Below are 21,232 nucleotides of genomic sequence, written 5' to 3' on the forward strand. Positions count from 1 at the left end.
TGGATTATTTGTCGGCATAGTCGGCAACAGCGACCTTACCAGCTACCTTTACTCGTCCCTTCTCGGGAAACTTTTTTCCGAGTCCGGTAAAGAAGGTCTCGAAATTCAGATATACAAAATAACTAAAACTAACCGTAGCGGCAGACGCAATAAAGATCACTGCCGGAACAGGAACTTCGAAGAATTTATTATTAATAATAGAACATACTTTACTAATTACGCGATACACTAAAGGATGTAGCAAATAAATTGAATAACTGGCGTGCCCGAGCATGACCAGGAACCTGTTAACAAGCGAAGGAAGCCTGAAATTACTTTTATAAATACCGGCACAAATCCCTACAGAGGCGATAGCGAAGACTAATCTATTGACACCTACAACAAGCTGAACCCTGTCTCCGGATGTGGGGTATAAGCTAAAAACAAGCAATGAAATTACCAGTACTACTTTTGCCTGAATACTTAGGATATCCATCTTTTTAAGTAATGCGCCTAAACCGACCCCAGAAATAAAAAGGAAGAACTGATTTAAAGGGTTTGTGTACAGGTCCCACTGTTGAATAAATTCCACACTTGGGCTAATTACGTTGAATGCAAAGTACACCATAATTAGAAAAGAAAGAACAAGTAAGGCGTAATACAACTTATTCCAACGCTTCAAAAAGAGGATTAAGAATGGAAATGCAAGGTAAAAAGAAAGCTCGTTACCTACAGACCAGGCACCATAAGTAATTGTATTTGCCCAGTTGTAAAAGGCAAATAAACCACTGAGGTTCGAGAACAAAAGTGAGGTATCAGGAAAGCGTTTTTCTATAAGAATGGTAAGGATTGAAGAAAGCCACATTAAAGGAAAGATCCTTAAAATGCGCTTTCCATAGAAACTTAGAATAGACTCTAAACTACTATTAAGCTTCTCATTATAAACATGATATAACGTTAAACCGCTAAGCACATAGAAAATTGAAACACCGTACATGCCAATTCTTGTAAAGACACTTTCTGATGGTTCAATTCCATAGTTCCATAATTTGAAGTGGAACAACATAATCCCTAGCGCACTGATCCCCCTAAGATAATCCAATCCGGATAAACGCTGCATATTTTAGTAAGAGAGCTTTTAAAAATAATTTAGAAATGCCAAGCTCATTAGTATTTAGCTTGTCCCCTATTCTCACATTTCTATCCCATTAAAAGCAAATATGCGACCAAAGCACCAATTTCCCTTTTACCTCCAATGATTACAAAAGGTTTCGACTGGCTAAAGATTTTGAAAATTTTGAAAAAAGCCTGTAATGCAGTATTCTAGCTGGATCTGCCACAAGCTTTTTTCATTTAAATAGGTTTGTGAATTTTAATCCTTATAATTCTACCGACTTAATTATTTCTTTCAGTTTATCTGCTGATGCAGTAAGTTGTTGTTTTTCTTGCTCATTTAGGGTAACATGAAGCACTTCGCGAACTCCGGTTCTGTCAACAATACAAGGAACACCTAAAAACACATCCGAAATTCCGTGATAATCCTGCAATAATGTAGAAACGTTTAATACCGCTCCCTCATTCCTCAGTATTGCCACGCAGATCCGATCAAGTGCAAGAGCAATAGCATAGTATGTAGCACCTTTTGAATTTATAATTTGATAAGCAGCATTTTTGGTATCCTCAAAAATTTCTGATTTATCCTCTTCTGATAGAGAAAGTTGGCTACCCGCAATATTTGACAGGCTCCATAATGGAAGTTCAGAATCGCCATGCTCCCCAACGATATGAGCGTGTACACTTCTTGCATCTACATTTAATTTCTCGCCTATTAAATATCTGAAACGAGCACTATCAAGTAAAGTACCTGAACCTATTACCCGGTTTACAGGCCAGTTTGACTTTTTCAAGGTAAAATAACTCATTACGTCAACAGGGTTAGAAGCAATCAGTAAAATACCATGTTCGTTATATTTAAGAACCTCAGTAGTTATACTCTCGTATATCGCAACATTTCGCTTTAAAAGATCGGTCCTTGACTCTCCAGGCTTTTGAGCGGCTCCTGCAGTAATAATTACAATGTCAGCCTCCCTACAATCTTCGTAGGTTCCGGCCCATACTTTTACCTTTCCAACAAAAGGCAAACCGTGGTTCATATCCTGAGCATCTCCTCTGGCCTTATCCATGTTTGCGTCTAGCAAAACCAGCTCATCCATCCTATGGCGTAGTAATAATGTATAGGCAGTAGTTGAGCCAACTGCGCCAACTCCTATTACAACAATCCTTGTTTTTTTTGATGATGTACTCATACTGTTTTTCTAAGTTAAAATTTAAGGTTTACAAGAAACATATTTTTAACCGGATTTTGTTTTACGTGAAAAAATATCTTTCACTTTGCTTTCATGTTCTGTGACGGTTGTTTTGAGATCTTAGTTTTCCTGTTAAGAAATACGATTATATTTAGCTTCGTTATGAAGGCACTATCCAGCACTCTTCTTCTCCTGATATCCAGTCTGTCACTAATAGCACAAGACAAGGCCTATGCACAAAGAATTATTGAAGAACTAACTTCTGAAAGATATTTCGGGCGGGGATATATAAAGGACGGATTGGACAAGTCTCGTGAATTTATTGTAAAAGAGTTTAAAAAATGGGACGTTGCACCCATGTCATCCTCTGGCTTCCTTCAAAAGTATTCATTTCCAGTAAATACCTTTCCCGGAGATATGATGCTGGAATTGAATGGTAAAAAATTAAGAGCCGGAATTGATTTTATAGTTAGTCCTGAAAGTGCAGGATTAAAAGCATCAGGAAAGCTTCTTATGAGGGATAGCATTCATTATATGGATCCTCAAAACCGCCTCCAAATCTCCTTCCTAAAAAAGTTAACCTGGTCGGTAGCTGGCGAACAAGCAACAAACACTTCAATTTTTATCGACCATAAGCTATTAGAAGACAAACCCGAATCTTATAGCGTCAGCATTGAGAATAAATTTATCGAGAGCTTTCCGGCAAGCAACATCTGTGGTATTATTAAGGGCAGTAAAAAGCCTGATTCGCTCATTCTTATAACCGCACACTACGATCATTTAGGCGGCATGGGGCAGGAGGTTTATTTTCCCGGTGCCAATGACAACGGAAGTGGTATTAGCCTTTTACTTAACCTGGCAAAATACTATTCAAAAAACAGTCCGGACTATTCCATTGGTTTTATCTGCTTCTCGGGAGAAGAAGCGGGACTTTTAGGATCAGCGTATTTTTCCAAAAATCCTATGATTGATTTGAAAAAAATCCGCTTCCTTATAAATCTTGATTTAACAGGAACAGGCGAAGAAGGGATCACAGTAGTTAATGCATCCGTGTTCAAAAACGAGTTCGCCTTACTTAATAAGGTTAACGATGAAACAAAGTATCTCAGCAAAATAACACCAAGGGGAAAAGCTGCTAATAGCGACCATTACTGGTTCAGCGAGATTGGGATACCTTCATTTTTCATATACACTAATGGAGGAATAAAGGCTTATCATGATGTATATGATAAAGCTGAAACACTACCATTGACCGAGTTTGAGGACCTTTTCAAGCTGATCGTCAGCTTTAATAAGAAGATAATGGCCTCTAATAGGCAGTAAACCGAAACTTAGGCATCGTGTTTTTCAAGTAACTTAACCAGAGTAGCAAAATCCTTTGGATAAGGTGCTTCAATTTTTACAACCTCAGTCTCATTTATCTTAAAGGTTAGCTCCTTGGCATGTAGAGCAAAACGCTTCATTATTGGCAACTCTTCCTGATCTTTCCCCAAATGATATCCACGTTTCAGATGAGATAAAAAGACAGGCTTACCTCCATACATGTCGTCTCCTGATATTGAAGCTCGTTGAGTAGCGAGATGGATCCGAATCTGGTGCATTCTTCCCGTGATAGGCTGGCATTCAATAAGAGTGTAATGCTTGAAGTATTTGATGGAATTGAATATGGTTTGAGCTTGCTTCCCTTCAAGTTTATTGATGGAAACGTTCTTGTTTCCAAGATTGAGAATAGGCAGGTCTATTTCCAGATCATTAAAAACGTGGGTTCCATCAACAACAGCGTGATACACTTTCTTTATCTGTCTATGCTCAAACTGCATGGAAATGAAACGGTAGGTTTCAGGATTCTTTGCTATGATCAAACATCCTGAAGTTTCCTTATCTAACCTATGGCAAATTTGGGCATCAGGAACCGACTTTCTCACAATGTTTAGCATATTGATATCTCCCCCTTCCCGTTCATGAAGAGAACTAATAAATGGGGGTTTATTTACGACAACTAAATCATCGTTTTCAAAAATCGTAATGTCTTTTAATGCCGGAACTTTCACGGGGCAAAAGTAATGATTTTACCCGGTAACGGGCAGCGGGTATTAATAATTGCTGGTTCACCTACCCTTTAGGTAAGAAATCCAACCGGAAGCTTAAAAGGATGACTATAACATAATTTATAAAAAGAAATACTTACCTTTGCAAGTAAGCAGATGATCTGTTTCAATTGAACCTAAAGAAAAAGATATTTTGCCTCGTAGGGCCTTTGCATCTTTGATGCAAAGGCTTTGTTATTTTCAAATGCCGGATTTAGATTTATATCCCTTCCACTCTATTCAATATTAGTTCAAATACCGAGAACAGATTTTTTAAAGTTCCAATATCGGTTATAGCCTCGTCCTCTATAAATAACTCTAAAAATGGCTCTTTTACTCCGGATACGTGATGAGTATGAATACCTAGAGAGAAGTTATGAATTGATAAAAGTGTCTTTCGCACATCTTCATCACTAAACACTGACCTTACAGTCTTTTCATCATTTGTCCGCACCAACATTCGTTTGTCGAAAACCTCATCACCTATCTTCACATCCTGCATTCCGAAAAACTTTCCTATTTCATCAATAAAGTCTTCTCTATGCACTGCAAACCGAAATTCTGTACTATGGGGAAGCATTGTGCTGAACGAAGTACTTGCATAACCTCCTTCAAAACCTCCTCCCAAATCAACGTCTATATCCAAAATTACTTCTCTTCCCTTTGTAGGAATTACAGCTTCATAATCTAATACGTCTTCCTTTAGCAGATCAAGTTCTATTTTTTTCCAGGTAGCTTCTGCAGCCTCACCTGAATTAATTATTGCTTCATTCATAACAGTAAAACTTACTACAAAATACCATTTGACCGATGTTTTAGTTTTTTAATATTCAAGAACTCTTCTTATTCTTTTACTTAATTTCCTTGGCAATTATCACACAAGTCTTAAATTTGTGGGGAGATTTATTGTAAGGATTCACAATTAACCTACCTTTGTTTCAAATGAGTATAATTTCAAAGACTGCTGAGGAATCGTTAACCATAATGAATGAATTGGTTATGCCTAACGATACCAATGCACTAAATAATTTAATGGGGGGGCGTTTATTGCAGTGGATGGATATAGCTGCCTCAATTTCGGCACAGAAACATTGCAACAGTATTGCTGCCACTGTTTCTGTCGACAATGTATCTTTCAAACAGCCAATTAAATTAGGAGATGTTGTTACTATAAAAGCTAAGGTTACACGCGCCTTCCACAGTTCACTTGAGGTAAGACTTGTTGTTTGGACAGAGAACATTTCAGGTGTAAAAACAAAAAGCAACGAAGCGTTCTATACCTTCGTATCGCAGGATACCAGCGGTAAAGTACTTCGTATTCCGGAAGTTGTGCCAGAAACTGAAGAAGAAATGCAGCTTTATGATGGTGCTTTAAGAAGACGGCAATTAAGGCTTATGCTTGCCGGAAAAATGAAACCAGACGATGCAACCGAACTAAAGGCTCTATTTTTCCCGGAAGAATAATAATGAAACCGGTTTCTATAAATTATTTTTCTGACTGAAACCTTTTGTATTATTTCATCTTCTATTAAAGAATGCATCTGAATAACTGCGTTATGGTGCAAAAAAGGTGATTTGAAAGCTGAATATTTTTTTGTAAAATATTAATGTTGCAGCAATAAAATTTGAATATATTTGTTTAGAGTTTAATAAATATCTAAGCGTCTTGCTAAAACACATTAGTCAATACTTAAATCCAGTTTTTAGAATAATTTTGAAAAAAAATTAAGGCTAGTAAGTCTTTTTTAAGATCTTTGCATTTATATCTCAAGCCTTGTATCTCAAATCCAGGGTTTATCGTAAAAAAGTAGGTAGCAACTTTATATTTACATAATCTACCACCATTGTTATTAAATTATGTCAAGAGTTTTTGTAGGAGGTTTCCCCCGCGATCTAGAAGAAGAAGAATTAAAAGAAATATTTCAGGCATTTGGGCTAGTTGAAGCCGTTAAAATTGTCAGAGACAAACGAACAGGAATAAGCAGAAGATTTGGTTTCGTTGACATGGACAGTAAAGAGACAGCTGACCTTGCTATACAAAACCTTCACGAGGGTTCCATCGATGAAGATGTGATCAGCGTTAAGCATGCTGTTGTTGAAGAGCCTAAACCTAAACCGGAAGTTCAGCCTCAAAGAGAAAGAGCCCAGAAAGTGCAGTGGAAGCCTAAAACCCAGGGTTACAATAAGGGCAAACCAGGTAATGGTTACGGAAAATCAAACTACGGTTCAAACCGGTCGAATAATGGCGGTGGAGGCTACGGTAACCAGAACAGAAGTTATGGAAACCAAGGTAACGGAAATGGTAGCGGCGGCGGCTATGGCAACCGTAATAATGGTAATGGATACGGTAATCAAAATAATGGTTATGGTAACCAGAACAGTGGTTATGGCAATCAAAATAGTGGATATGGCAACCGTGACAACGGAGGCTATAACAGTCAGGGTTCAGGCTATAATAACAACAATGATTACAGATCAAATCGTAATAACAATGATTCAGGATCTGGATCTGGTCCAGGAAAACCAAAAAGACCGCGGATAAATCGTAACGGATAAATACATATAAAGAAGGGAACACTGTTGAAGAGTGCTCCCTTTTTTTATAGATTTAATGTTCGTTCTCTGAACCAAGGAAAGGATACCTGAAATCTTTGGGCGGATTGAACGTTTCTTTGATTGTTCGTGGTGATACCCATCGCAATAGGTTGAGCATTGCTCCTGCCTTATCGTTAGTTCCTGAACCTCTTGCTCCACCAAAAGGTTGCTGTCCAACTACTGCACCCGTACATTTATCATTTATATAGAAATTTCCCGCGGCGTTGCGTAGTGCATAAGTGGCAGTCTGAATAGCATATCGATCTGTAGCCAGCACAGCCCCAGTTAGTGCGTAGGGAGACGTTGAATCAATTACTTTTAAAATAGAAGTATATTCTTCATCTGGGTATAGATAAATACTTAATACAGGACCAAATATCTCCTCGCACATCGTTACATAATCAGGCCGATGGACGAGAACTATTGTTGGCTGAATAAAATATCCCTGACTCTTGTCGTATTCTCCACCAAACAAGACTTCCACATCAGGGTCAGCTTTCGCTTTTTCAATATAGCTGACGATTTTATCAAATGACTTTTCGTCAATTACAGCATTTACAAAATTTTTAAAATCTTCTACTGGTCCAACTGTAATACTTTGTAAGTCTTCTAACAAAAATTCTTTTATTTCCGGCCATAAGGATTCGGAGATATATGCCCTTGATGCGGCAGAGCATTTTTGTCCCTGGTATTCAAAAGCACCCCGAACTAAAGCTGTTGCGGAGGCTTTAGCATTAGCTGACGAGTGTACCAGTATAAAATCTTTTCCTCCTGTCTCTCCCACTATTCGTGGATAGCTCTTATATAAATGGATGTTTTCACCAATAGTCTTCCATATTTTCTGGAATACTGCGGTTGACCCTGTGAAATGAATACCAGCAAAATCACGATGTTTGAAGATAACCTCACCAGCCTCTGGACCGTCAACATATATTAAGTTAATCACGCCCGGAGGTAGGCCTGCTTCTTTGAAAACCTTCATTATTACTGCAGCAGAATATATTTGAGTATCGGCAGGCTTCCAAACCACAACGTTTCCCATCAATGCTACACAAGAAGGAAGATTACCGGCAATAGCAGTAAAGTTAAAGGGAGTTAGTGCAAAAACAAATCCTTCCAACGGCCTTTGCTCCACCCGGTTCCACGACCCCTCAGGTGAAACGGGCGGTTGCTGAGTGTAAATATCAGCCATATATTGCACATTAAATCGAAGGAAATCAACCAGTTCACATGCAGAATCGATTTCAGCCTGGTACACGTTCTTCGATTGGCCAAGCATGGTAGCGGCATTAATTTCATACCTGTATGGTCCGGCTATAAGATCAGCTGCCTTTAAAAAAACAGCTGCCCGTTGCTCCCATGGCAGGTTTTCCCATTCTTCCTTCGCCTCGAGGGCCGAGATAATCGCTTCCTCTACATCACCAGTTCCTCCTCTATGATAATATCCGAGAATTTGAGCATGATTATGTGGTGGAGTAATCGCAATCCGATCTCCAGTCCGAACCTCCTCTGCTCCTATATACATCGGGAGATCAACATTCATTTGGTAAGCCCTTTCCAGAGCTTCCTTTATTTTTACCCTTTCAACACTTCCGGGAGCGTAATTTAAAACCGGTTCGTTTTTAGGGGAGGGTACTTTGAAAAATGCTTTTGTCATACCTCAATTTACTAAACTAATTTTGCAAACTTTAACCCGTTCAATAAATTATATAACAATCTATATATATTAATACCACAATAAAATGAAAGAACCATTTGACATCGAATTACAAGGCTTTACATATGCTGTCTTTCCTGAAGAAGACGACATCTATACGATCTTTCTTGAAGGTCAGGAATATCTTAAAATTCAAAAAGATACCGAGAGCCATTGGATAACCATAGATCCAGATACCGACAACCCAATATTTGAAGAAAATGAAGAAGCTCAAATGCTGGGAAAGGAAATTCTTGAATATAAGGAAGAAGAGGAGGATGAAGAAAATGAGCAAGACAAGGAATAGCTGGTGTACTCGTGAATCATTTTAATAAATAACGTATATCATTTATAACCGGCGAGCGAGGTTCGTCCTTTGTAGAAGAAAATAAAAAGTATGTCTGACTACGAATCTAGACTTGATATTCCCTCTAAAAAGAAATTTTTCTACGCTGTTAGGGATATCTTAAGGGAATACCTTCTTAAATATAACCGTGAAGTTAAACTGCCGGTACAATATTCTGATCTGCTGCGTTTTCAGATGAGTGTTCCCCTACTCGATAAGAATGGGAACGACACCTTGTGGCAAACGGTTTATTATGATCAGAGCGAGATGAATGAGCTTTTTCCAAACCTTACCTATATCTATGCATTAATGAATGCGGCGGGGGATATGGAAGTAATGGACCATTTGCAGATTGCACAGATCGACTACTGTACGTTTGGAAATTCAAAGCCCTTCAGAATTAGAGTGATTAATAAGTTTAACGATAACTATGACTATTTCTACGTGAAGGTTGCAGATGCGTCAAGGGTTTATGGATTAGAACTTGAACATATCCTTTCCCCTAATCGTCTGACCTACTTAACGGATAATCATACACTTATTGAAGAACACATTTCTGGTCTGCCTGGCGACTTATTTATCCGTCAAAGGATAAACACTTCCAAGTTCAATCAAATCAGGATCTGTAAAGAGTTTGTAAAGTTCAACGAAAGATGCTTTATCAGATTATTGGGAGACATGCGTTCTTACAACTATGTCGTACACATCACTCCCGACATAGAAGGAAATCAATATAGAATTAGAGCGATCGACTTTGACCAGCAATCCTATGAAGGAAGAAGGCAGTTCTATTTGCCTCATTTCTTCAAAGAAAATAACCCTCTGGTCAGTCTGGGTATCGAGCATATGGACAAAAAAACCATGAGACAGTACCAGGAAGAAGAACGAAGCTTGATCAAGAACCGGGCTAAACTAGTGCACTATCGGTTAGCAGATATATTAAAAGCAATGAAACAGGACGAAATTTCACCTGTGGGAAAAGTGAAACAGCTTGGATCTGATCTTGCAGATTTTCATAAACAGGATATTTTCAGGAGATGTAATTCCATGGGAGAATTGGTGGAAGAGCAGTTGAATATATATTTATCCGGGAAATTTACTTTATACTTTTAGTCTTTATGTTCACAATTTTATTAAAAATATAAAACTACACTTAATTAAGTATCGTTTTATTATTTTTGAATCAACTTCGACTATGAAATTGATTTACGCTCTCCTGGTTCTTGCTATAGTAGCAGGTGCCAGCTCTTGTAAAGTTAAATACACAGGTGCCGCAGGCAAACAAGTTGACTTTAAAAGGTATCGGAATTAACCGGTACCTTTTCTCTTTTTTTCCTATCCTTCTTAATAACTCATCTCGTCTAACTTTACCTTCCCTTTGAAAGTCCAGAATACAAATGTAGTATAGGCAATCACTAGTGGAACCCCAATTGCAGCCACTAACAACATGATTCCGAGAGATTTTTCTGAAGAGGCAGAATTATATACGGTTAGGTTATACGCTGGACTGGCGGTGGAAATAACCATGTTCGGGTACAGCTCTACAGCTACAATGATCAATAATAAACTTACTGTAATGCTGGAGGATACAAATGCAAAACGATATTGTCTTTTTGCAACCATCCTTGTAATATTGGCAATAGCAAAGACCATTGCTACCGGAATGAAGAACATCCAGCTATTATTCCTGATGGCGTTTGAAAGGTGAGGGATATACAATAGGGTGTAGAAGCTTAACAGCAATATTGATATCGAAAAAAAGATTGTAGTATTCCTAACCATCACTGTAAGCTTTGCATATAACCGGTCTTCTGTTTTCATAACAAGATAGATGGCTCCATGCATCATAAACAAAGCGAGTGTGGTAATACCTACCATTACTGAGTAAGGATTAAGAAAATAGGCAAGGGTGCCTGTAAAGTTCCCCTTATCATCGATTGGTATCCCTAACAATAGATTTCCCAACACAACTCCTAGCAAGAAGGCAATCGTGGCACTAGACAAGCAATAACAAACATCCCACATTTTACGCCACCAGGGCATTGCTTCCTTGCTTCTAAATTCGATAGAGATCGCTCTAAAAATAAGAACAGTTAGAAAGAGCATGAAAGGCACATAAAATGCAGAAAAAACAGCAGCGTACACACCGGGAAATCCTGCAAATAAAGCCCCTCCTCCTATTACCAGCCAGACCTCGTTGCCATCCCAAACAGGACCAATAGCATTCAAGGCTATTCTTCTGCTGGTTTCCTTATTAAAAAATAAATGCAAGGCTCCTGCTCCGAGATCGAATCCATCTAAAATAGCATAGCCTGTAAATACACCTCCAATTACGAGGAACCAAAGGGTTTGATAATCAAGTCCAAAAATTGTAGCCATTATTTTGTGTAACCTAATTCGTTTGCCATACTTTTTAATTGCGGACTGTGGTCAATGTCTTCCTCCGGATGACTCGGCCCGTGCTTTATCTTTTTATTCAGCAGATAAATAAACAATGCAAAAAGAAGCGTATAAACCACTGAGAACAAGATCAGAGAAAAGACAACTTGCTCAGCTTTTACCGCCTGAGATAAAGCGTCTGAAGTCCGTAAAAGACCATATACAACCCATGGCTGCCGGCCTGTCTCGGCGGCGAACCAACCAGCCTGATTAGCAAGCTGAGGAAGGAATACTGACCACATAAAAACATGCATCAACCATTTCTTCTCAAAAAGAGAGTCTTTGTACCAATGCCAACAAGCGAAAAGAGTTAGGGCGATCATAAACATTCCAATGCTTATCATGAGATGGTAGGTTTGAAAAACGACGTTCAGGGCCTGGGGCTGATCTTGCTGACGGAAGTTATTAAGACCTTTTACAGGAGCTTTAAAATCACCATGAGTTAAAAAGCTTAAGCCGCCTGGAATATTTAATCCTACCGTCTTTTTGTTCTTTGTATCTATGTAACCCAAGAGGTACATATCAGCAGCCTTGTCCTTTTCGAAGTGTCCCTCCAAGGCAGCAAGTTTTGCAGGTTGATGTTCGGCTACTACATCTGCAGAAGCATGCCCCGCAACTAACTGCAAGAGAGAGGAAACAGTAGCAACACAAAGAGCTATTTTAAAAGAGGACCTTGCGAAAGGAAGATGTTTTTTCCGTAGGATGTAATAAGCACTTATACTTAAGACCAGGAAAGCTCCTGCTATAAAAGAACCGATCCAAACATGCGATACCCGTTGTATGGAGGATGGATTGAAAACCATTTCCCAAAAGTCGGTGATCACTGCTCGGGCAGCTAAACCTTCGCCTTCTATTTTATACCCTGTTGGGGTTTGCTGCCAGGAGTTGGCTACCACAATCCATATTGCCGAAAACATAGAGCCAAGGGTTACCATTACCGTAGAGAAGAAGTGAACACGGGGACTCACTTTATTCCAGCCAAAAAGTAATACGCCCAGGAAGCCCGATTCTAGGGCAAAAGCAAAAATACCTTCAGCAGCAAGAGCTGAACCGAATACGTCTCCAACATATTTTGAGTAAGTTGCCCAATTGGTTCCGAACTCGAACTCCATTACAATACCCGTGGCTACCCCTATTCCAAAAATCAGAGCAAAGATCTTAGTGTAGAACTTAGTCATGTTCTCGTAAAGCTTGTTTCCGGTCTTCAGATAAAGGCCTTCCATCGCGACCATTACCAGACCGAGTCCAATACTTAAAGGTGGATAGATATAATGAAAGGAGATGGTAAATGCGAATTGTATTCTTGAAAGAATTTCTACATCCATTTTGTCTTGATTCTGGTGATCCAACAATTGATGTAAAAGTACGCTGCTTTAAATAATTATCAAGGTTGTTACAATTAGGATTTTGTCGTATTCTTAATTTAAAATGGTTCTATTTTGATATTTATATCCTTCTTAATGGAAATTTTATACTACGTATTAATACTCATCTCTTTAAACTATCCTGTGCTGCTTTCTTCTCCCGGCGGCTTTCACGGGCTGATTTAGTCTTATCTTTTTCTTTCTCATCCTCTTTTTCATCATCGTCTTTCTTACCGAGCTTTACCTTCAGGTTCCCGTTCTCATCATCCGAAGCAGTCAGATTAAGCACGATCCCTCTTTTAATACGCTTCTGTTTTAAGCTATCGGGAAGATCTTTGTCCCTTTCGGGGTTCCTCAAAGGGATCTGTAAACCGATGTTTGTGCCACTTTGAATTCCATAAGTTCCCTCCACAATCATGTTTAAAACACTAGTCATCACGGTCATTTGTGGAATTACAATTTTATCACCTTTAACAATAAGTGTGTTAGAAAGATTACCGATGGTGATATTAGAAAAATCCCGGTTGGGGAAAGCAATTCTACCAACTTTTGCCATTGGTGCAAATCCGATTAAGGCTCCGTTTCTTAGCTTAAAATCTATTTTACCTTTAAAAGACCGTGGTACGATAGTCCCAGATTGATTCATCAAGCCCTTTACATTTACCAGAGCCGAAAACTTCCCCTTTATATTTTTACTTGTAATGCTCTGCTGCCCAAAATTTTCAAAAGCATAGAACAGGTGTTGAATATCCACATTCTGGAGCCTGGACACTACTGCTATTGGATTTATACGAACCGCTTTCTGATCAATACTCCCGCTAATATTCAGTTTTCCACCGGCATGCTCTAAACTCACATCTCTAATAATTATTCCGTTTTGGTTTAGGTTCAAGTTAGCATGTGTATTGGTTGCCGCAAATCTCTTATAAAGCAGTTTATCTGATTTCAACTCAAGATGCACACTTGCTTCATCAAGAACGTTGTTCAATTGCCGGAATAATCTGCCAATTTTATTTTTGCGGTATTTTCCTTTAATCTGTTTCCTGGCTGCAAGGAAAGCCAGGAACTCCTTTAAATTTATCTGAGGGCTGGAAATATTCCAGTCAAGTAGGATCTTCTTAGGATCGGTGTAATAAAAGTTGACAAAATTCTTAACCGTTCCCTGCATGTTAAGCCTACTAAAAGCCGTCTGCACAACAAAGTTCCTCAGATATAGGTCCTGTCCCTGAAACTTCAACTGGCCATTCACGTTTTTAAAAAGCAGATCTCTTGGTACGTAATTCAACTCTCCCTTACGAATATCAATTGTGCCGGAAATAAACGGCTCTATAATACTGTTTGAATTTAGTGGGGCTTTATAAAACAAATTTATACTAGCAGTACCTCTATTTGCAAGAAAGGTCTCTGAGCCGGATGCTTCATTTAATTGTTTAAGCGGGAAGTTGGAAACGAAGCGCCCTTGAAGAACAGGAAACTTTAAATTGAAAACTTTTAATGAATCTGAGCTGAATGGGATACCTCTCCAATTTCCCTTGAAATTGCGCAGGATTATCATAGAGTTGGGATCTGTCCTTGGCTTTCCTCTCACTACTTCGTTAGAATAAGCGCCAGTGAAGGTACATTTGTCAATAAGTTCTCCAGTAAGAGCTATGCGGCTATTTTTGACGGCCCAGTTAACATTTACAAGAGGAGTATCGGCGCCCTTCAGTTTTCCACGAATGGAAGCTGAAGTTGAGAAAGCTTCCGCGATCTCATAACGTTTTAAGACTTTCGAAATTTGAGGGGTGAGCAGTGTAAGAACTTTAGGATATGTAATTGATGAAGCTTTTATATTAAGGGAAAAAGCTGAGCTATTGGGGGCAAAAGAAAATTCTCCTCCCAAGTTGAGTGGAGCTCCTCCTATTTTGATTCTTTGAGAGGGAATACTTAATATATGGCTCTCATGATCGTAATTTAAATCCAAATTTGCCTGTAATTGTTGGTTCTTTATAAAACTCCCCTTACGGCTTTTGAAAGTAAGAGAACTCACCAGAGTGTTTATCTTCACCTTTGCCTTCCAGTTTTTAGGATAGTACTTTACCCTACCCTTAAAATCTTTGATAGAAAAATCAAAAAGCTTATCTTTTAACCTGTTATCATAAACAAACCTCACGTTCCTAAGCTCAATTCTATTGAATTTGTTTCCAGGCTTCCCACTCCCACCTTTCCCAGAGGATTTAAAAATTTCAGTATTCTTATAGCCAAGGCTGTCCGTATATAGGTAAATGGCCGCATCTTCAACTTTCATCCATTGAAATGTTGGCTTTCCCTTGAGTAAGGAAAATGAATTTATTGCTACGTAGATCTGGCGGGCCCGTAACAGGTCGTGCTTGTGGTCTTTGTATAGGCTATCCCTGAGCAAAACATTCTTCAGAGATACTGCCACTCCAGGAAAGCCCTGAATTAAAGAAGGTTCCATACTTTCTATGGTTAGTTGCCCACGGATATCCTGATTTATTTCCTCGGTCACCTTCTCTAAGATCTCCTTCTTGTTTATCGTAACGTAAGCTGCCACCCCAAGCCACATGATTAAGATCAAAACTGTAAAAACCCCAAGGATGATAAGGCTTACTTTAACGAATCGGTTCATACAGAGAGCGATAGAATTAACATTTTATAAAGAATGATTTGCTTTCAAACAGGTTAATCCTCAAGATGTTCGATATCCCAAGAAATGTTTTTTGCAACACTATCCTGACTAAACAATTGCCCATGTCTTTTGTACTAGATGAGATGGACGACTCAGATTCAATTATCAGATTATTTCTACTGGCAATACCAATTGCCTGCGTAGCCTGGACTGTAACCCATGAGGAAGTTTTCAGGGAGCCTCGTGAATTCTGCGTTGAGAAATCCCAGAAAAGCAGGCATCTTTTGAAAAGGAAATTCTTCTATCTGTTTACCTGCGAGTATTGCTTCTCACACTACGTTACAGCACTATTTCTTATAATGACTAACTATCAGCTTCTATTCGACGATTGGAGGGGTTACATTATAGGAGGCTTTTCACTGGTTTGGATAGCGAATATCTATATGAGCCTTTATGCTATGATCAGGATCGATTTAAAGAAAAACCGCATTGTGGCGAAAATAGAGGAAAAAAAGGCAGAAGAGTTAGAATGAAAAAAGGGAGAAAGCTCTCCCTTTGATATTTATAATGATCTAAATTTCTTCGTTAACATCCCAGGTTTCAAGGTAATCCGCAACTCGTTTAAGGAATCTTCCTCCAAGAGCTCCATCTACCACCCGGTGGTCGTATGACATCGATAAGTACATTTTATGTCTTATAGCTATCACATCCCCATGCTCGGTTTCTAATACTGCAGGTTTTTTCTGTATACTACCTACTGCAAGGATTGCAACCTGGGGCTGATTAATCATGGGCGTTCCCATGATATTGCCGAAGGGGCCTATATTGGTAATAGTAAAAGTTCCGTCCTTCACTTCATCTGGCTGCAGTTTATTGCTGCGAGCACGCTGTGCAAGGTCATTAACCGCTCTTGTAAGACCTACCAGGTTTAGCTGGTCTGCGTTCTTAATTACCGGAACAATAAGATTTCCACTTGGAAGAGCAGCAGCCATCCCAATATTTATATCTCTCTTCTTTATGATCCTTGTGCCGTCTACAGAGACATTGATAAGCGGAAAATCCTTTATAGCCTTTGCTACTGCCTGGATAAAAACAGGTGTGAAGGTGATCTTTTGGCCTTCCCTTTTCTCAAAAGATGATTTTATCCGATCCCGCCATTTAACAAGGTTGGTGACATCTGCTTCAACAAAAGAAGTAACATGAACAGAAACTTCCTTACTCATTACCATGTGCTCTGAAATCAATCGGCGCATACGGTCCATCTCTATGATTTCATCACCTGGTCCAATGGTTATCATTGGCTGGTGCTCTTTTGATACGCTTCTTTCGATGGGATATTGGTATTCCTGGAAAGTGGTGGGCCCTTCCGTAATTGCGTTTGTTTGGTTTACTTCCGCTTTTGCAGAAGAAGATTGACCAGATTTTTTTGATTTAACAAATTCAAGCACATCCTGCTTGGTGACTCTACCCTCCGCACCAGTTCCTTCAATACCATCTAACTCTTGTTGGGAAAGGCCTTCCTCCGTAGCTATACTTCTTACCAGAGGGGAATAAAAACGGATTCCTTGTTTAGGAGCAGGGGATTTCTGTTCTGAAGTTTTAAAGCTTCCTGAATTATTAGGAATCATTACATCGGCCCCAGGAAGGTCCTTAATCACAGGAGGATTATTGAAAACTTCTTCAACTTTTTTCTCTTCTTTATCCTCTCCTTCTGTTCTGATGATCGCGATAACAGAGTTTATTTGAGCTACATCATTATGCTGATAAAGCTGACTAACTAAAACTCCGGCTACCGGCGACGGCACTTCTGAATCGACTTTATCTGTCGCAATTTCAACCACAGCTTCGTCTTCCTTTATGGTGTCTCCTGGCTGCTTAAGCCATTTAACGATGGTAGCTTCAGCTACGCTCTCTCCCATTTTCGGAAGCAATAATTCGAATTGAGCCATATTATTGAATAAAGTAGGGTGCAAAAATAAATCTTTTTAACACTTACACATGCTCTTCCTTAAGTAATTTAAAGAGCATAATTAAGGCATTAATTGCAGAGCGTTCAATATTTTGCTGTCTTCTGCTTCCAAACTGAAATTTACTTGTAACTACTTTCCTTTTTCCTGCCACTGCTACCCAAACTGTTCCAACGGGTTTTTCTTCAGTTCCACCACCGGGACCTGCAATTCCTGAAATTGCAATACTGTAGTCTGGCTCAAAATTGCTGAGTGCACCAAGCGCCATTGCCCTTACTGTTTCCTCGCTTACTGCCCCAAATTGCTCTAGGGTGTTTAACGGGACGCCTAATACGGATTGTTTCAATTGATTGGAATAGGTTACTGCTCCTCCCATAAATACCTCGCTTGATCCTGGATGTTGGGTAAAAAGCTGTGAAAGGAAACCTCCTGTACAACTCTCTGCAACAGCCACTGTCAGGTTCCTCTCCTTCATGAAATCCATTATAGCTTTCTCCAGAGGCTTATCCTCTGAAGTTACAACAAAGTCGCCAACAAGAGCAGTAATCTCATCTACATAGATTTTGATTTGATCACGAAGGATTTGTTCGTTTTGGCCATAAGCGCTGAGGCGTAATCTCACCTGCCCTAGCTTGGGAAGATAGGCCAGCTTTATATGAGCGGGCAAGGCATCCTCCACTGAAGCGATGGCTTCAGCCAGAAAGGATTCCCCTATACCAGCGGTAAGGATAGTATGATGGACAATAGCCTCAAGATTAAAGTGAGCCTTAATTCTCGGCATTACTTCCCCCTCTACCAGATACATCATTTCAAACGGAACGCCTGGCATGGACACATATATCTTTCCATTGTTTTCGAACCACATTCCCGGCGCCGTACCGTTCTTATTTAGAAGGACTGTACAGTTCTCCGGGACATCAGCCTGACGGATGTTTATATCTAACAGTGGACGATTGTGACGTTTAAAAATACCCGCTACCACCTCAAGGGTTGCAGCATCTCTTTTAAAGCCTACATTAAAATATTCTGCAAGCGTTTTTTTAGTAATATCATCCTTAGTAGGTCCTAGCCCACCTGTAATAATAATAATATCTGCCCTTTGTTCAGCTTCTTTTAAACCCTGAATGATATGCTGCCTGTCATCAGATATAGAGCTGATTTGTTTTACCCGAACACCAATGGAATTAAGTTGTTGAGCAATCCAGGCTGAATTGGTGTCTACGATCTGTCCGATCAGGATCTCATCGCCAATAGTTATTATTTCTGCTTGCATTATAGAGTGATTGGGTTGTAAGCACTTCTTCTGCTCAATTTCAAATCTTGTAAAATAGAAGCTCTTACTCTTAAGTCAAAACTATAGCTTTTATATGGACCGAAGGGCACCCAGTTAAAGGACATATCCCAGCAATGGAGATCTCTTGCAATAGAAAATGAGGTCATTGTAAAAGTTTTCTGTTCAAAATCCCATCCGGAAGTATACATTACTTTCCACTTAGGCGTAACGCTAAAGTCACCATTAAAATTCAGTGAATTGACTAGATTATTTTGCGCGCCCAGATTATTATAAGTTTTGGTATAGGTTAAACTATACGTGAAGTTGAACGACCAGGGAATAGTAAAGTCGACGAATTGATTAGGGTTGTTCAGGATCGTAGAGATATCCTGTCTCTGCTGCTGACTAATCTGAGGATTCTCTTGTTGTTGCTCGAGGTTCTCCTGTCTTTTCTTCAACGCTGCAGAGTTGAAATTATACCCCGTACTAAAGGTAAAGGCAGTTAGGCGTGGCAACCTGCCATTACGGAAAGTATAAGCATCGATCTCCCTTCCATTCGCACCAACTTGATAAGGGTTAAAAGTTCCCCCAAAGTTTAAGCCTAACTTCTGATCAAATAAAGCCGTACGACCACTGAAGGAAATTGGAGAAAGTTTAAAAGAATCTGCAAGGAAGTTATAGCTTCCTGTGAAGTTCAACCCTTGCAAAATTGGAATCTTTTTGAATGCATTTGCTGTATCACCAGTTGTTTTAACTTTAGCCTCAATAGTGTTATCCAAGGAGAATGACATACTAGCACTTCGCCCCATGCCCGGAGCAGAAATGCCTGAACCTTCGAATATGGAGTATCTGGTTGTGGCGCCGGTGGTTGAGTTATAATAAGACCGAAAGAAACCGAAGTTATCAGAGCCGAAGTTCGGGGTATAATTAAAACTTGTAGAAGGAGTAACAATATGGCGGATAGCACTAACTTTTCCTTTCTTGAAATTTTTCATTCCATAGAATTTAGTAGACAAACTTCCATTCAGCCCATAATCGAAATTCCTGGCAAAACCTCTTACATAACTTGTATCAACTTTTTTTGCTTCTTCATTATAATTATACCGTACCGTTCTAAAAGTCCAGCGTTCATTGTAGCTGGTACCTGTACTAAATTGCAGATATTTAAGGGGACTGAACGCAATACTGATTGGAATATTCTGGGTAATACCGTTCTGAGCATTCTTAAAACCTTTGTCAAACAGGTCGTACTCTTTTTCTGTCACACTGTTATTTCCCTGCATGCTGTACCCTACGGAGATCTTTTCATACCATTTCTGCTCACCCGTTCCGTTCTTATTCTCGAAGGGGTTGAGGGTAGTCATACTCAGGTTGAACGAAGGGAGCTCCAAGTTTACAGTGGAGTTACTAAAGTCCTGGCTACTTCTGGCGCTGGCACTAAAATTAAAAAGATTATTCGCGAAAGTCCTTCCATAGTTGATACTGGAAGAAGATTGAGACCGTGTCAATTGATTTACATCATAACTGGCTCCGGCACGACTTTCAGTAAAATACTTTGCGGTCTGGATAGACACGTTAGCTCCAAAGTTTACGCCAGGGTGTGCTGCTGCATTCTGCTGATGTGTCCAACTTAAGCTGAAGTTTTTAGATGGTTTGTAAGATTCAGTCCCTTCTACTCCTCTGCCTGGCAATGTAGAGCTATAAGCAAAGTTTAAACCTCCGTTAAACTTATAGTTCTTACGATAGCGCACTGCCAGATTTCCCAAATAAGAGCCCTTACTATAAATGGTTGCCAGAACATCTGCATCCCAATAATCATTAATTCCAAAGTACCAGCCGGTATTCCTTAAATAAAAACCTAAAGTACCGTCCTCTCCTACGCTTGGAAAATGGAATCCGGAAGCTCTTTTATTCGTTTTAGGGAAAAATCCAAAAGGTAAAACGGCGGGAAAAGGGATATCCTCTATCTCCAGATAAGAGGGTCCGCTTACAATCCTCTTCTTAGTAATAATTCCCTTAGAGATGTGAATACCAAAGTGTGGATGAGGAAGGTTACAGGTACTGTAAACCCCATTTTTAAAAGAAACTTCGTCGTATGGGCTCTTTTTAGAGGTGGCAGCTGAAATGTAACCACCTTCCACTTCGGTAAAAGAGCTATAGACCAGCCCCTTTTTACTTTCCATATTATAAATCAGGGAATCCGTACTAACCGGAGGTTCTTGTCCTTGCTTAAAAATAGGACGACCACGATACTTACCATATTTATCTTTTAGCCCACTGGCGAACATAGCTTTGTTCTTCTGGTCAAGCCTTATAAAATCGGCAGACAATTCCATTTCCTCATAAGAAACACGGGCATTTCCATAGAGATAAACAATAGTTCTGTCTATATTGAACCTGATGGAGTCTTCAGCATGATATTCTATTACAGAATTTAAACCAGAAGTAGACTTTTTTTTCAAAGTATCCGTTAAATTTGCAGTTACCGTATCAGTCTTGCGGGTAATGGGTTTAGGAGTATTTTGTGTCTGTTGTGCATCAAGTTTCATAC

General features: G+C 39.4%; 17 protein-coding genes. 6 read left to right on the plus strand and 11 right to left on the minus strand.

Going from position 1 to position 21,232, the window contains the following annotated elements; translation table 11 throughout:
* Positions 1-4: 4 nt before the first annotated feature.
* Positions 5-1,099 carry an acyltransferase family protein gene (locus J4N24_RS09270; protein WP_207533388.1) on the minus strand — a complete coding sequence of 365 codons (1,095 nt, stop codon included), beginning with the start codon at positions 1,097-1,099 and terminating at the stop codon, positions 5-7.
* A gap of 259 nt (positions 1,100-1,358) precedes the next feature.
* Entirely contained in the window at positions 1,359-2,285 is a 927-nt protein-coding gene (locus tag J4N24_RS09275; RefSeq protein ID WP_207533389.1) for an L-lactate dehydrogenase, read from the minus strand.
* Between the two features lie 162 nt (positions 2,286-2,447).
* On the opposite strand from J4N24_RS09275, the gene J4N24_RS09280 reads away from it, so the two are divergent.
* Positions 2,448-3,608 carry a M28 family metallopeptidase gene (locus tag J4N24_RS09280; RefSeq protein ID WP_207533390.1) on the plus strand — a complete coding sequence of 387 codons (1,161 nt, stop codon included), beginning with the start codon at positions 2,448-2,450 and terminating at the stop codon, positions 3,606-3,608.
* A gap of 8 nt (positions 3,609-3,616) precedes the next feature.
* Here the strand turns inward: J4N24_RS09280 and J4N24_RS09285 are convergent, their stop codons facing one another.
* Both J4N24_RS09285 and J4N24_RS09290 read right to left on the minus strand, forming a co-directional pair.
* On the minus strand, positions 3,617-4,336 hold the full coding sequence (locus tag J4N24_RS09285; RefSeq protein WP_207533391.1) for an RluA family pseudouridine synthase: 720 nt from the start codon (positions 4,334-4,336) through the stop codon (positions 3,617-3,619).
* 256 nt (positions 4,337-4,592) lie between these two features.
* Positions 4,593-5,147, minus strand: coding sequence for a hypothetical protein (locus J4N24_RS09290; protein WP_207533392.1), 555 nt, complete (start codon positions 5,145-5,147; stop codon positions 4,593-4,595).
* Between the two features lie 167 nt (positions 5,148-5,314).
* On the opposite strand from J4N24_RS09290, the gene J4N24_RS09295 reads away from it, so the two are divergent.
* The gene (locus J4N24_RS09295; RefSeq protein WP_207533393.1) at positions 5,315-5,836 is read left to right on the plus strand and encodes an acyl-CoA thioesterase; all 522 of its coding nucleotides are present in this window, start codon (positions 5,315-5,317) and stop codon (positions 5,834-5,836) included.
* A gap of 393 nt (positions 5,837-6,229) precedes the next feature.
* A complete protein-coding gene (locus tag J4N24_RS09300; protein ID WP_207533394.1) occupies positions 6,230-6,928 on the plus strand; it encodes an RNA recognition motif domain-containing protein in 699 nt (232 codons plus the stop codon).
* 52 nt (positions 6,929-6,980) lie between these two features.
* Here J4N24_RS09300 and pruA read toward each other — a convergent pair whose 3' ends face one another.
* Complete coding sequence (pruA, locus tag J4N24_RS09305; protein WP_207533395.1) at positions 6,981-8,624, minus strand: L-glutamate gamma-semialdehyde dehydrogenase; 1,644 nt, start codon at positions 8,622-8,624, stop codon at positions 6,981-6,983.
* Between the two features lie 85 nt (positions 8,625-8,709).
* Between pruA and J4N24_RS09310 the strand changes: the two genes are divergently transcribed.
* Positions 8,710-8,970, plus strand: a complete 261-nt coding sequence (locus J4N24_RS09310) for a hypothetical protein (RefSeq protein ID WP_207533396.1) — start codon at positions 8,710-8,712, stop codon at positions 8,968-8,970.
* A gap of 90 nt (positions 8,971-9,060) precedes the next feature.
* Positions 9,061-10,122 carry a hypothetical protein gene (locus J4N24_RS09315; protein WP_207533397.1) on the plus strand — a complete coding sequence of 354 codons (1,062 nt, stop codon included), beginning with the start codon at positions 9,061-9,063 and terminating at the stop codon, positions 10,120-10,122.
* Between the two features lie 231 nt (positions 10,123-10,353).
* Here J4N24_RS09315 and cydB read toward each other — a convergent pair whose 3' ends face one another.
* The 3 genes from cydB to J4N24_RS09330 all read right to left on the minus strand — a co-directional run bounded on the left by cydB (position 10,354) and on the right by J4N24_RS09330 (position 15,441).
* The gene (gene cydB / locus J4N24_RS09320; protein WP_207533398.1) at positions 10,354-11,388 is read right to left on the minus strand and encodes a cytochrome d ubiquinol oxidase subunit II; all 1,035 of its coding nucleotides are present in this window, start codon (positions 11,386-11,388) and stop codon (positions 10,354-10,356) included.
* Positions 11,388-12,773, minus strand: a complete 1,386-nt coding sequence (locus tag J4N24_RS09325) for a cytochrome ubiquinol oxidase subunit I (RefSeq protein ID WP_207533399.1) — start codon at positions 12,771-12,773, stop codon at positions 11,388-11,390. The genes cydB and J4N24_RS09325 overlap by 1 nt, the downstream gene beginning before the upstream one ends.
* Before the next feature lie 163 nt (positions 12,774-12,936).
* The gene (locus J4N24_RS09330) at positions 12,937-15,441 is read right to left on the minus strand and encodes an AsmA-like C-terminal region-containing protein (protein WP_207533400.1); all 2,505 of its coding nucleotides are present in this window, start codon (positions 15,439-15,441) and stop codon (positions 12,937-12,939) included.
* A gap of 122 nt (positions 15,442-15,563) precedes the next feature.
* On the opposite strand from J4N24_RS09330, the gene J4N24_RS09335 reads away from it, so the two are divergent.
* Positions 15,564-15,974 carry a hypothetical protein gene (locus tag J4N24_RS09335; protein WP_242691573.1) on the plus strand — a complete coding sequence of 137 codons (411 nt, stop codon included), beginning with the start codon at positions 15,564-15,566 and terminating at the stop codon, positions 15,972-15,974.
* Between the two features lie 39 nt (positions 15,975-16,013).
* On the opposite strand, the gene J4N24_RS09340 is transcribed toward J4N24_RS09335, so the two are convergent.
* From J4N24_RS09340 to J4N24_RS09350, 3 genes are read right to left on the minus strand one after another with little or no spacing between them, the layout of a single operon-like run.
* The gene (locus J4N24_RS09340; RefSeq protein WP_207533401.1) at positions 16,014-17,390 is read right to left on the minus strand and encodes a dihydrolipoamide acetyltransferase family protein; all 1,377 of its coding nucleotides are present in this window, start codon (positions 17,388-17,390) and stop codon (positions 16,014-16,016) included.
* A 43-nt stretch (positions 17,391-17,433) separates the two neighbouring features.
* Entirely contained in the window at positions 17,434-18,681 is a 1,248-nt protein-coding gene (locus tag J4N24_RS09345; protein ID WP_207533402.1) for a competence/damage-inducible protein A, read from the minus strand.
* On the minus strand, positions 18,681-21,230 hold the full coding sequence (locus J4N24_RS09350; RefSeq protein WP_207533403.1) for a putative LPS assembly protein LptD: 2,550 nt from the start codon (positions 21,228-21,230) through the stop codon (positions 18,681-18,683). Before J4N24_RS09350 ends, J4N24_RS09345 begins: the two co-directional genes overlap by 1 nt.
* Between the last annotated feature and the right edge of the window lie 2 nt (positions 21,231-21,232).

This window comes from Desertivirga arenae, from assembly GCF_017355785.1.
Taxonomy (GTDB): domain Bacteria; phylum Bacteroidota; class Bacteroidia; order Sphingobacteriales; family Sphingobacteriaceae; genus Desertivirga; species Desertivirga arenae.

What these genes read in the sequence shown, in the direction of transcription:
- J4N24_RS09350 (WP_207533403.1), bottom strand. Translation starts at nt 21,230, where the DNA reads ATGAAACTTGATGCACAACAGACACAAAATACTCCTAAACCCATTACC.
- J4N24_RS09315 (WP_207533397.1), top strand. Translation starts at nt 9,061, where the DNA reads ATGTCTGACTACGAATCTAGACTTGATATTCCCTCTAAAAAGAAATTT.
- J4N24_RS09345 (WP_207533402.1), bottom strand. Translation starts at nt 18,681, where the DNA reads ATGCAAGCAGAAATAATAACTATTGGCGATGAGATCCTGATCGGACAG.
- J4N24_RS09340 (WP_207533401.1), bottom strand. Translation starts at nt 17,390, where the DNA reads ATGGCTCAATTCGAATTATTGCTTCCGAAAATGGGAGAGAGCGTAGCT.
- J4N24_RS09275 (WP_207533389.1), bottom strand. Translation starts at nt 2,285, where the DNA reads ATGAGTACATCATCAAAAAAAACAAGGATTGTTGTAATAGGAGTTGGC.
- J4N24_RS09295 (WP_207533393.1), top strand. Translation starts at nt 5,315, where the DNA reads ATGAGTATAATTTCAAAGACTGCTGAGGAATCGTTAACCATAATGAAT.
- J4N24_RS09335 (WP_242691573.1), top strand. Translation starts at nt 15,564, where the DNA reads ATGTCTTTTGTACTAGATGAGATGGACGACTCAGATTCAATTATCAGA.
- pruA (WP_207533395.1), bottom strand. Translation starts at nt 8,624, where the DNA reads ATGACAAAAGCATTTTTCAAAGTACCCTCCCCTAAAAACGAACCGGTT.
- J4N24_RS09290 (WP_207533392.1), bottom strand. Translation starts at nt 5,147, where the DNA reads ATGAATGAAGCAATAATTAATTCAGGTGAGGCTGCAGAAGCTACCTGG.
- J4N24_RS09280 (WP_207533390.1), top strand. Translation starts at nt 2,448, where the DNA reads ATGAAGGCACTATCCAGCACTCTTCTTCTCCTGATATCCAGTCTGTCA.
- cydB (WP_207533398.1), bottom strand. Translation starts at nt 11,388, where the DNA reads ATGGCTACAATTTTTGGACTTGATTATCAAACCCTTTGGTTCCTCGTA.
- J4N24_RS09330 (WP_207533400.1), bottom strand. Translation starts at nt 15,441, where the DNA reads ATGAACCGATTCGTTAAAGTAAGCCTTATCATCCTTGGGGTTTTTACA.
- J4N24_RS09310 (WP_207533396.1), top strand. Translation starts at nt 8,710, where the DNA reads ATGAAAGAACCATTTGACATCGAATTACAAGGCTTTACATATGCTGTC.
- J4N24_RS09325 (WP_207533399.1), bottom strand. Translation starts at nt 12,773, where the DNA reads ATGGATGTAGAAATTCTTTCAAGAATACAATTCGCATTTACCATCTCC.
- J4N24_RS09270 (WP_207533388.1), bottom strand. Translation starts at nt 1,099, where the DNA reads ATGCAGCGTTTATCCGGATTGGATTATCTTAGGGGGATCAGTGCGCTA.
- J4N24_RS09300 (WP_207533394.1), top strand. Translation starts at nt 6,230, where the DNA reads ATGTCAAGAGTTTTTGTAGGAGGTTTCCCCCGCGATCTAGAAGAAGAA.